General features: G+C 69.5%; 8 protein-coding genes. 7 read left to right on the forward strand and 1 reads right to left on the reverse strand.

Annotation, left to right across the window (positions count from 1 at the left end; all coding sequences use genetic code 11):
* Window positions 1-230 precede the first annotated feature (230 nt).
* The 7 genes from ACFYXA_RS25190 (at window position 231) to trxA (ending at window position 10,467) form a co-directional block, all read left to right on the forward strand.
* Window positions 231-2,618, forward strand: a complete 2,388-nt coding sequence (locus ACFYXA_RS25190) for a DUF6049 family protein (protein WP_389036589.1) — start codon at window positions 231-233, stop codon at window positions 2,616-2,618.
* A gap of 44 nt (window positions 2,619-2,662) precedes the next feature.
* Window positions 2,663-4,957: a murein biosynthesis integral membrane protein MurJ gene (gene murJ / locus ACFYXA_RS25195; protein WP_389036592.1), complete on the forward strand. Its 2,295-nt coding sequence runs from the start codon at window positions 2,663-2,665 to the stop codon at window positions 4,955-4,957.
* A 138-nt stretch (window positions 4,958-5,095) separates the two neighbouring features.
* Entirely contained in the window at window positions 5,096-6,802 is a 1,707-nt protein-coding gene (locus ACFYXA_RS25200) for a protein kinase family protein (protein ID WP_389036596.1), read from the forward strand.
* A gap of 553 nt (window positions 6,803-7,355) precedes the next feature.
* Window positions 7,356-8,081, forward strand: coding sequence for an RNA polymerase sigma factor SigM (sigM, locus tag ACFYXA_RS25205; RefSeq protein WP_389036599.1), 726 nt, complete (start codon window positions 7,356-7,358; stop codon window positions 8,079-8,081).
* On the forward strand, window positions 8,078-8,953 hold the full coding sequence (locus ACFYXA_RS25210; RefSeq protein WP_389036602.1) for an anti-sigma factor family protein: 876 nt from the start codon (window positions 8,078-8,080) through the stop codon (window positions 8,951-8,953). Before sigM ends, ACFYXA_RS25210 begins: the two co-directional genes overlap by 4 nt.
* A 168-nt stretch (window positions 8,954-9,121) precedes the next feature.
* Window positions 9,122-10,093, forward strand: coding sequence for a thioredoxin-disulfide reductase (gene trxB, locus ACFYXA_RS25215; protein ID WP_352251231.1), 972 nt, complete (start codon window positions 9,122-9,124; stop codon window positions 10,091-10,093).
* Window positions 10,094-10,137: 44 nt separating this feature from the next.
* On the forward strand, window positions 10,138-10,467 hold the full coding sequence (gene trxA, locus ACFYXA_RS25220; RefSeq protein ID WP_351094193.1) for a thioredoxin: 330 nt from the start codon (window positions 10,138-10,140) through the stop codon (window positions 10,465-10,467).
* Between the two features lie 115 nt (window positions 10,468-10,582).
* On the opposite strand, the gene ACFYXA_RS25225 is transcribed toward trxA, so the two are convergent.
* Window positions 10,583-11,200 (reverse strand): GNAT family N-acetyltransferase, encoded by a 618-nt coding sequence (locus tag ACFYXA_RS25225; protein ID WP_130439152.1) that lies wholly within the window; start codon window positions 11,198-11,200, stop codon window positions 10,583-10,585.
* Between the last annotated feature and the right edge of the window lie 114 nt (window positions 11,201-11,314).

Below are 11,314 nucleotides of genomic sequence, written 5' to 3' on the forward strand. Positions count from 1 at the left end.
GAAGCGCCCGCATTACGGCGAGGGACAACTCGCCCGAACCGGCACAAGGCCCGCTTCCCCGGCGTACACTCCCACCTCTCTCCCTTTATCCGCACAGCGGACGCCCGCCCGTTCTTCCCGATCTTGTGGAGCGGTCCGCGGCACTTCCCCTCAGCGCGCATCGTTACCATGCGTGGACGCACTTTCCGACGACCACTGACGACCACTGACGACGAGGGACGGACGAGCACGTGGCCGAGGCGGCAGACTTCCCGGGGACGACTCCCTCACCTGCCCGCCGGTGGCTGCGCCGCACCGGAGCACTGCTCGCGGCGGCGCCTCTGCTGGCCGGTCTTCTCCAGCTGCCCGCTCCCGCCGCACACGCGGCCGCACAGGACTCCGTGAAGGACGCCTCCGGCGCCGGATCGGTCGCCGTCGCCGTGGACTCGCTCACACCCGCCGCACCCACCGCCGACGACACGGTGACCGTGTCCGGCACCGTGACCAACAACGGCAAGCAGGCGGTCACCGAAGCCCAGGTCGATCTGCGGGTCGGGTCCCCGCTGGCGACCCGCTCGGCCGTCGACACCACCGCCGGCCGGGCCGACGACCTCGCCGGCGCGGACGCCGGAGCCGCGGTGGGCGGTAAGTACGCCGCCGAGGTCGACCGGCTGACCCCCGGCGTCGCCGAGCCGTTCAGCATCTCCGTGCCGGTCGCCGCGCTCAAGCTCAAGGCCGACGGGGTCTACCCGCTGAGCGTCTCCCTCTCGGGCGAGACCGCCGCACGGCCGTGGGGGCAGATCCTGGGCGTCCAGCGGACGTTCCTGCCCTGGCACCCCGAAGACACCGCCACCGCGACCCGCACGACCGTGCTGTGGCCGTTGATCTCCTCCGTCCACATGACCGCTCAGACCGGTTCCGACGAACAGCAGACTCCGGTCTTCCTCGACGACGACCTCGCCAGGGAGATCTCTCCCGGCGGCCGGCTCGACCAGCTCGTGAGCCTGGGCAAGTCCCTCGACGTCACCTGGGTGATCGACCCCGACCTGCTGGCGTCCGTCGACGCCATGGCCGACCGCTACAACGTGCAGAACGGCCTCGACGCCCCCACGGCCGGCACCCACCAGGCGATCGCCAAGCGCTGGCTCGCCGAGTTGCAGGACGCGGTGCAGGGCAAGGAGGTCGTCGCCCTCCCCTTCGGCGACCCCGACCTGGCCTCCCTCGCGCACGAGGGCACAGGCGTCAGCGGCTCGCTGAACCAGCTCAAGGCGGCCACCGACGTCGCGGCCACCACGGTGGAAACCGTCCTCCACGTGACTCCGAGCACGGACTTCGCCTGGCCCGCGGAGGGAGCCGTCGACCCGTCGATCGTGAAGGTCGCCACCTCCGCCGGCGCCGACAAGGTGATCGCCCGCAGCGACAGCCTGCGGGAGACCAACGGCCTGACGTACACCCCTTCCGCCGCCCGGCCGATCGGAGGCGGCACCACGGCGGTCGTCGCGGACGCAGCGCTGTCGACGGCGTTCCAGGGCGATCTCACGCGGGCCTCCACATCCACGCTCGCCGTGCAGAGATTCCTCGCGCAGAGCCTCGCGCTGAGCCTGCAGACGGGAAAGCAGCGCAGCATCGTCGTCGCCCCGCCCCGTATGCCCAGCGCAAGCCAGGCGCAGGCGATGGCGGAAGCGGTGACCGCGCTGCAGAGCGGCACCTGGTCCCAGCCCCAGCAACTGACGGCGGCGGCCTCGGCCAAGCCTGATCCGGCCGCCACCACCAGGGTTCCGGCACAGTCCAAGTACTCCACCGCGCTGCGCAAGCAGGAGCTGCCCCGCTCCGCCTTCGAGCGGATGGCGGCCACCCAGGCCAAGCTCGACAACTTCGAACTGATCCTCACCGACGAGTCGCGGGTGGTGACGCCCTTCGGCCGGGCGATCAACCGCGAGATGGCCACGTCATGGCGGGGCCGGCCCACGGCGGCCCGCACCTTCCGCAAGGACGTGCAGACCTACCTGACCACGCTCACCAGCCAGGTCAAGCTGATCCAGAAGTCGGAGACCAAGCTCTCCGGGCGCAGCGCCACCATCCCCGTGACGGTTCAGAACAACCTGGTGCAGGGCGTCGACCACCTGGTGCTGCGGCTCACGTCCACCAACGGGACGCGACTGGAGATCGGCGGCGACGACTACTCAGAGCAGCGCATCGAGGTCTCCGGCGGTCACAGCACGACGGTGAAGTTCACCACGTCCGCCAACGTGAACGGCAAGACGTCCGTGGTCGCCCAGCTCTACACCGAGGACGGCCGGCAGTACGGCGCCCCCGTCAGGTTCGACGTGCGGGTCACCGAGATCACGCCGACCGTCATGCTGGTCATCGGCGGCGGTGTGCTGCTGCTCGTGCTGGCCGGCTTCCGCATGTACACCCAGCGCAAGCGCGCCGCGGCCCGGGAGGCCGAGGAAGGCGCACGTGACGGGGAAGAAGCCCCCGAGGAGCCCGGAAGCCCGGCCGTTGCGGGAGACCGTGAGGCCGATGAGACGGGTGTACGGTCCGGGGCGGACGACCCGGTGCAGCCGAGTGACGGGACGCTGGACACCGCAGCGGAAAGCACCGACCCGTCCGGGACGGGTGAGAGAGTGGACCGTTGAGGATGTCGTGGCCGGTCGGCCCGGGACGATGAGGTGGGGTAACCATGAACGCGCCGTACGACGGTGACCGCGGCCAGGCCGCGGGCAGCTCGGGTCACCCCGAGGGCCCGCCGCCCGAGCACGGCCAGGTGCCGCCGCAGCACCCCGCGGACATGTACCTTCAGGACGCCTTCGACCAGGACCCGTACCGCTCCCAGGACCTCAGCGCGCAGGATCCGGTGGCCGAGGCGCTCTACGACCGCGCCGCCCACCCCCCGCCGCCGCCCGGCGCCCACGAGCCGCAGCAGCCGTTGTACGGGCAGCCGCAGCAGTCCCCGTACGCACCCGACCCCCGCGTATGGGCCCAGACGCCGGCTCCCGAACCGGCGAGTGCCACCCAGTACCTGCCGTACGGCGACGACCCCCGCACCACGCAGTTCGTGGGAGTGGACGACCTGGTCACCCACTCCGGCGAGGAACGGCACGAACCCGACGCGTTCGCGCATCTCTTCCGCGACCAGCAGCAGAGCGGCGCCCGCCCGTTCACGGACTCTCCGGCCGTCCCCGGGCCGGCCGCGGCGCCGGGCGGCTCCGGACCGGCGGCTCCTCCCGCGCCGGCAGCGGCGGAACCGTCGCTCGCGGTCGAGGAGACCATGAACCTCACCGCCACCCCGGCCGCGGCCCCGTCGCCCACCCCGGCCGGCCCGGCCGCCCCGGCCGGAAAGAAGGGCGGCCGCGCCGCGGGCCTGCTGAAGTCCAGCGCGGTGATGGCGGCGGGCACGATGGTCTCGCGCCTCACCGGGTTCATCCGGTCGGCCTTGATCGTCTCAGCGCTCGGCGTCGGCCTCCTCGGCGACACGTTCCAGGTGGCGTACCAGCTGCCGACCATGATTTACATCCTGACCGTCGGCGGCGGCCTCAACTCCGTCTTCGTGCCGCAGTTGGTGCGCGCCATGAAGGAGGACGATGACGGCGGTGAGGCATTCGCCAACCGTCTGCTGACCCTGGTCATGGTGGCGCTGGGCGGGCTCACGGTAGTTGCCGTCGCGGCCGCTCCCTTGCTCATCCGCGCTCTGTCCGACCCGGTCGCCAGCGACCCGGCGGCCAACGAGGTCGGCGTCACCTTCGTCCGTTACTTCCTGCCCTCGATCTTCTTCATGGGCATCCACGTGGTGATGGGGCAGATCCTCAACGCCCGCGGCAAGTTCGGCGCGATGATGTGGACGCCGGTCCTGAACAACATCGTCATCATCGTGACGTTGGGGATGTTCATCTGGGTCTACGGCACCGCGGCCGACTCCGGCATGAAGGTCACGTCGATCCCGCCCGAGGGCCAGCGGCTTCTCGGTGTCGGCGTCCTGCTCGGTCTGGTCGTCCAGGCGCTTGCCATGATCCCCTACCTGCGCGAAACCGGATTCCGGCTGCGCCTGCGCTTCGACTGGCGGGGCCACGGCCTCGGCAAGGCCGTGACGCTCGCGAAGTGGACCTTCCTGTTCGTCCTCGCCAACCAAGCCGGAGCGATCGTCGTCTCCCAGTTGTCGACCGCGGCCGGAAAGGCCTCGCCCGTGGACGGCACGGGCTTCGCCGCCTACGCCAATGCCCAGCTGATCTGGGGACTGCCGCAAGCCATCATCACCGTCTCCCTGATGGCCGCACTGCTGCCGCGCATCTCGCGCTCTGCGGCCGAGGACGACGCCGGCGCCGTCCGGGACGACATCTCGCAGGGCCTGCGCACCACGGCCGTCGCCATCGTGCCGATCGCCTTCGGCTTCCTCGCCCTCGGCATCCCGATGTGCACCCTGATCTTCGGCTCGTCCGGCACCGGCGAGGCCACCAACATGGGCTTCATGCTGATGGCCTTCGGCCTCGGCCTGATCCCGTACTCCGTGCAGTACGTCGTACTGCGCGCGTTCTATGCGTATGAAGACACCCGCACCCCCTTCTACAACACGGTCATCGTGGCCGCAGTGAACGCGTGCGCCTCGGCCGTCTGCTACTTCGTCCTGCCTGCCCGATGGGCGGTGGCCGGCATGGCCGCCGCCTACGGCCTGGCGTACGCGATCGGTGTCGGCGTCGCGTGGAACCGCCTGCGCAAGCGGCTCGGCGGTGACCTCGACGGCTCCCACGTTCTGCGCACCTACGCCCGGCTGTGCATCGCCTCCGTTCCGGCGGCACTGCTCAGCGGAGCGGCCTGCTATGGGATCATCCAGACGCTCGGCAAGGGCGTCCTCGGCTCCCTCGCCTCGCTGCTGGCCGGCGGGGCCGTCCTGCTCGTCGTCTTCTTCGTCGCGGCCCGCCGCATGCGCATCGAGGAGCTCAACTCCCTCGTCGGCATGGTGCGCGGACGCCTTGGGCGCTGAGGCCGGGGGTAGGCGCACAACCATCGTCCGCCGCCGCGTGTCGTGCATAGCGTCGGACTGTGGGCACAATTGGGTTCGGCGTCGGACGGCGCGCACGAGGTCGCACGGCGCGCAATGAATGGGGAGGCAGGAACGACGGTGGCGGAACGGACTACGGCTGCCGTCGACGTGGCAGACAACAGCGGTGACGAGCCGCTGACCGCGCAGGCGGACCAGTCCACGGCCGACGGGGTGGCCAAGAACCGGGAGCGGGACACGGACAGGGACGAGGCACAGGGAAGCGACGGGGCGGAGCGCCCCGAGGAGGCCTCACCGCTGGAGCTGCACAGCGGCCACAAACTCGCCGGACGCTACCGGCTCGAGGACTGCGTCACCCGCCTGGACGGGTTCAGCAGCTGGCGCGCGGTCGACGAGAAGCTCCGGCGTGCCGTCGGCGTGCACGTCCTGCCCGCGAACCACACCCGGGCCCGTTCCGTGCTGGCGGCGGCTCGCTCCTCCGCGCTGCTCGGCGATCCCCGCTTCGTCCAGGTGCTGGACGCGGTGGAGGAGAACGCCCTCGTCTACGTCGTCCACGAGTGGCTGCCCGACGCCATCGAGCTGACCACGCTCCTCGCCTCCGGGCCGCTGGAGCCGCACGACGCCTACCAGATGGTCAGCCAGATCTCCTCCGCCATGGCCGCCGCGCACCGCGAGGGCCTGGCCCATCTGCGGCTGAACCCCAACGCCGTGCTGCGCACCTCCACGGGCCAGTGGCGTATCCGGGGTCTCGCCGTGAACGCGGCGCTGCGGGGCGTCTCCTCCGACAGTCCTCAGCGCACCGACACCGAGGCGATCGGTGCTCTGCTGTACGCGGCGCTCACCCAGCGCTGGCCGTACGAGGACGACGCCTTCGGCCTGTCCGGGCTGCCCAAGGACGTCGGGCTCATCGCCCCCGACCAGGTGCGGGCCGGCGTCCACCGGGGTCTGTCGGAGCTCGCGATGCGTGCCTTCGCCAACGACGGCGCGACCGCGTCCCGGCACGAGGCCGCGTGCACCACGCCGGAGGAGCTGGTGAAGGCGATCGGCGAGATGCCCCGCATCCGCCCGCCGGAGCCCTCGTTCACCGCGCCGCCGGACTACCAGCGCACGACGTACCAGCAGGGGACCTACGGTCGCCCTGCGCCGCATCCGGGTGCCACCCAGGCTGTGACCGCACTGCCGCCCCCGCTCCAGAGCCGCACCGGACGGGCCCTGAAGTGGGCGGTCTCCGCTCTGCTCATCGCGGCCCTGGGCCTCGGCAGCTGGCAGCTCGCGGACGCCCTGATGGACCATGGCAACAAGTCCGAGGACACCGACCAGACGCAGACGACGGACGGAAACGACGAGAACGGCGCCGTCACGCCCAAGCCGAAGAGTGGTGCACCGATCGCCATCAGCGGGACTCAGGACTTCGACCCGTTCGGTGATGGATCCGAGAAGCCTTCCGACCTCTACAAGGCCTACGACAACAGCGCAAGCACCTACTGGCAGACGGCGGCCTACTACAAAAGCGCCGACTTCGGTCGGTTGAAGCCGGGCGTGGGCATCATCCTCGACCTCGGCAGTGTCCAGCAGGTCGGAAAGGTGACGGTTTCCTTCATAGGGGACACATCATTGGAACTGCGCGCGGCGAACGAAACCACGGGCACCCTGCCGACTGCCTTCGACAGTTATAAAGAGGTGGCCGACGGCTCGGGCACGACCGTGACACTCAAGCCCAACCAGTCCCTCAAGGCCAGATATCTCCTGGTTTGGCTCACAAGTCTGCCGCAGACGGAGGCAGGCATCTATCGCGGCCGAGTAGCGGACATCAAGGTCGCCCACTGATTCTGTTGCTCATCATGGGCAGGCCGAGGTCACTGGCAGGTCGGCACCACAGACCGCCGCAGATGCACAGACGGTCGTGAAACATACATATGATGTTCCACGACCATTAGTGCTAGCCCGTCAAGGGCAAGCAAGGGGGAGACTTCCTTGAAGCTCATTGCACTGCGCCATGCCGTAACGGCAACCGTGGCCGCCGCCTTTCTCAGCACGGGGATGGCGACCGCCGATCCCGCATCCGCAGCCTCAAACTACAGCTGCAACAACTGGCGACAAACCGTGAACTCCTGGAGCGCTACCTGCACTGTCAGGCACGGAAAAGCTCGATCCATAACGGAGTGCAGCAACGGCAAAAGAGAAACGGGTCCCTGGGTGGGCGTCGGGGTCTGGAAGTTCGGAGGCCAGTGTGGCAAGTACTGGGTAGCTGCCATGGACACCGAGGGACGCGGCTAGGCCAACGGCATGGGGGCTGGCTGAGTGTCGGCGAGCCCCCATGCGGGATACCGACGGGTTGTGCAGAAGGTCGGCCCGTAAGGTTGCCCTCAAGGAGGGGCCGATGGCAGAGGGTGTCAGGTACCGCGAAGCAAGGGACGAGGACCTAATCTCCCGCCACGTGGCGGGCGACCCCGACGCTTTCGGTGAACTCGTGCGACGGCACCGGGACAGGCTGTGGGCCGTGGCCCTGCGGACCCTCGGCGACCGGGAAGAGGCCGCTGACGCGGTCCAGGACGCCCTTGTCTCCGCTTACCGGGCCGCTCACACGTTCCGCGGCCAGTCGGCCGTCACGACCTGGCTGCACCGCATCACCGTGAACGCCTGCCTGGACCGGGCCCGCAAGGCGGCCTCCCGCAAGACCTCTCCGGTCGACGACACCGAGCGCCTGGAGCAGTTGCTGGAGCCCCATGAGTCGGCCTCCGCCCCCGCCGAGCGCAACGATCTGCACCGCCAGCTTCTCGAAGCCCTCGGCACCCTTCCGCCCGACCAGCGCGCCGCCCTCGTCCTGGTGGACATGCAGGGCTACCCCGTCGCCGAAGCCGCCCGCGTGCTCGACGTGCCGACCGGCACGGTGAAGAGCCGGTGCGCCCGCGGCAGAGCCAGGCTGTTGCCGCTCCTCACTCACCTGCGGCCCGAGAGGTCCGGCCGCGACAGAGAAACGGAGGCGGGACGGAACCGGGCGCAGGGGACATCCGTCCCACCAGCAGCGGACACTCGCGGTGAGGGTCCGGACAGCGCCGGGAACGGCGATTCAGCTGCTGTGAAGGGCGGAGGTGGGCGAACGTGACATCGACGGACACCGCCGGGCACCCGGATGTCGCGGAGATCTCCGACCTCGCCGAGGGGCTGCTGTCCCCCTCCCGCAGCGCCGACCTCCGCCGCCATCTGGACGCGTGCGAACTCTGCGCGGAGGTCGAGGCGTCGCTCGACGAGATCCGCGGTCTGCTGGGAACGATGCCCGCACCTCCGGCCATGCCGGACGATGTGGCCCACCGCATCGAGGCCGCGCTCGCCGCGGAGGCGCCGATGAACACCGGACGCCAGTCGGAGCCGGACACGACTTCTCTCCACGAAGGCGTCACGCGAGTTTCACGTGAAACATCGCCCTCCCGGCCCGCCGGGCACGCCCGCTCCACCGGCACCGGCCCGGGCCGTAAGGAACGCAAGCGGACCGGGCGCCGCAGGGCAGTCCTACTCGGTGCCGCCCTCGCCGCAGCCGTGGGACTCGGCGCGATCCTGGTGCCGGCCCTCACGGGGACCGACGGGCCGGGCAGCGCGCCACAAGAACAGAGGACAACCGCCGCGGACACCTTCTCCGCGAGCAAGCTGGAGCAGCAGGTGACGAATCTCCTCGCCGGCTCCCAGGGCTCGCGGACTCCGCACAGCATGGGCGTCCAGGACGAGCCCGGCGTCAACAGTCCTCGGGTTTTCCACCAGCCCACGGTCCCGGCGTGCGTACAGCAGGGCATCGGTCGGAGCGACTCCGCCCTCGCCCTTGAGGAAGGCACTTACCAGGGGAAAGAGGCTCTGCTCGTGGTCCTGCCGGACGCCTCGGACGGCACCCGGGTCACCGCCTACCTCATGGACGCGACCTGCCGGAAGGATCCGTCGGTCGGTGCGGCCAAGATTCTCTTGAAGGACTCCTACGCACGGCCCTGACCGATCAGGCTTCGTCTGCGTCATGCGTGGTATCCCCTACGGTGTCGGCCCCTCCGTGTGCCCGGCCACACCGGGAATGCACGCCCCTTAGGATCCGTTGGGTGGGGTGAGAGTTCAGAGAGGCTCCCACCGGTCGACCGACGCAGTCCAGAGACGAGGAATCAAGCCGTGAGCGACGTCCGTAACGTGATCATCATCGGCTCCGGGCCCGCCGGCTACACGGCGGCCCTGTACACCGCGCGCGCGTCGCTGAAGCCGCTGGTGTTCGAGGGCGCCGTCACCGCGGGCGGCGCGCTGATGAATACCACCGAGGTGGAGAACTTCCCCGGCTTCCAGGACGGCATCATGGGCCCCGAGCTCATGGACAACATGCGTGCCCAGTCCGAGCGTTTCGGTGCCGAGCTGATCCCCGACGACATCGTCTCCGTCGACCTCTCCGGCGAGATCAAGACCGTCACGGACACCTCGGGCACGGTCCACCGGGCCAAGGCCGTCATCGTGGCCACCGGCTCGCAGCACCGCAAGCTGGGCCTGCCCAACGAGGACGCACTCTCGGGCCGCGGTGTGTCGTGGTGCGCCACCTGTGACGGCTTCTTCTTCAAGGACCAGGACATCGCCGTGATCGGCGGCGGCGACACCGCGATGGAGGAGGCCACCTTCCTCTCCCGCTTCGCCAAGTCCGTGACGATCGTCCACCGTCGGGACACCCTGCGCGCCTCCAAGGCGATGCAGGAGCGCGCCTTCGCCGACCCGAAGATCAAGTTCGTCTGGGACAGCGAGGTCGCGGAGATCCAGGGCGACCCGAAGCTGGCCGGCCTGAAGCTGCGCAACCTCAAGACCGGCGAGCTCTCCGACCTGCCGGTCACCGGCCTGTTCATCGCGATCGGCCACGACCCGCGCACCGAGCTCTTCAAGGGCCAGCTCGACCTGGACGAAGAGGGTTACCTGAAGGTCGCCGCGCCCTCCACCCGGACGAACGTGACCGGTGTCTTCGCCGCCGGTGACGTGGTCGACCACACCTACCGCCAGGCGATCACCGCGGCCGGCACCGGCTGTTCGGCCGCTCTGGACGCCGAGCGCTTCCTCGCAGCCCTCACGGACGAGGAGCAGGCCGAGCCCGAGAAGACCGCCGCCGTCTGACCTCCCCTCCGCCCCACCGCACACATCAGTTAAAGGAGCCCGCCGTGGCCGACCTCAAGAACGTGACCGACGACACCTTCGAGCAGGACGTCCTCAAGAGCGACAAGCCTGTCCTGGTGGACTTCTGGGCCGCCTGGTGCGGTCCGTGCCGCCAGATCGCTCCGTCCCTCGAGGCGATCGCCAACGAGTACGGCGACAAGATCCAGGTCGTCAAGCTCAACATCGACGAGAACCCCGGTACGGCTGCCAAGTACGGCGTGATGTCCATCCCGACGCTGAACGTCTACCAGAACGGCGAGGTCGCCAAGACCATCGTCGGCGCCAAGCCGAAGGCCGCGATCGTCCGCGACCTCGAGGACTTCATCGCCGAGTGAACGCCAGGCCGTCACACAGACGGCTGATGTTTCACGTGAAACAAGCGAGTGGGCCGACCCTTCGGGGTCGGCCCACTCGCTTGTTTCCCCACCGACAGTCCTAACGCTGAACCGCTCACAGCGGTCTCAGCGCCGGCTCCTTCTGCACCGCCCCCAGCAGCCGATCGAGAGCCATCTCCACGTCTTCCTTCCAGGAGAGCGTCGTACGCAGTTCCAGTCTCAGCCGAGGATGGGCGGGATGGGAGCGGACCGTCTTGAAGCCGACCGCGAGCAGATGGTCGGCCGGCAGCAGACAGCCGGGCTCCTTCCAGCGAGCGTCCCCGAACGCCTCGATCGCCTTGAAGCCCCGCCGCAGGAGATCCTTGGCGACCGTCTGCACCATCACCCGGCCCAGTCCCTGGCCCTGATATCCCGGAACGATGAACGCGGTCATCAGCTGCACGGCGTCGGGTGAGACGGGGCTCGTGGGGAACGCGGTCGAGCGGGGGACGTAAGCGGGCGGTGCGTAGAGCACAAAGCCCACCGGGACCTCGTCGACGTAGACGACCCGGCCGCAGGATCCCCAGTCCAGCAGGACCGCCGAGATCCAGGCCTCCTTCTCCCGAGCGGCTGTGCCTGCTCCTATCGCGGCTTCACCGGTGACAGGGTCGAGTTCCCAGAAGACGCACGAGCGGCAGCGCTGGGGGAGGTCCTGAAGATTGTCCAGCGTGAGCGGTACGAGCCGACGCCCCATGAAGGCTGTTCCTCGCTTCCTTCGCTCGCGGCATCGCGAGCGGCTGTGAGTGCACTCCGTTCTCTGAGCAGGCTGCCGAAGAAGCCTCCGACCGCGCCCAGGCCCAGCCCCGCG

It is taken from the genome of Streptomyces sp. NPDC002566 (assembly GCF_042889585.1).
In the GTDB taxonomy this organism is placed as follows: Bacteria; Actinomycetota; Actinomycetes; order Streptomycetales; family Streptomycetaceae; genus Streptomyces.

Bases quoted from the DNA above. Each gene is read 5' to 3' on its own strand.
- ACFYXA_RS25225 (WP_130439152.1), bottom strand. From the start codon at position 11,200: ATGGGGCGTCGGCTCGTACCGCTCACGCTGGACAATCTTCAGGACCTC.
- murJ (WP_389036592.1), top strand. From the start codon at position 2,663: ATGAACGCGCCGTACGACGGTGACCGCGGCCAGGCCGCGGGCAGCTCG.
- sigM (WP_389036599.1), top strand. From the start codon at position 7,356: ATGGCAGAGGGTGTCAGGTACCGCGAAGCAAGGGACGAGGACCTAATC.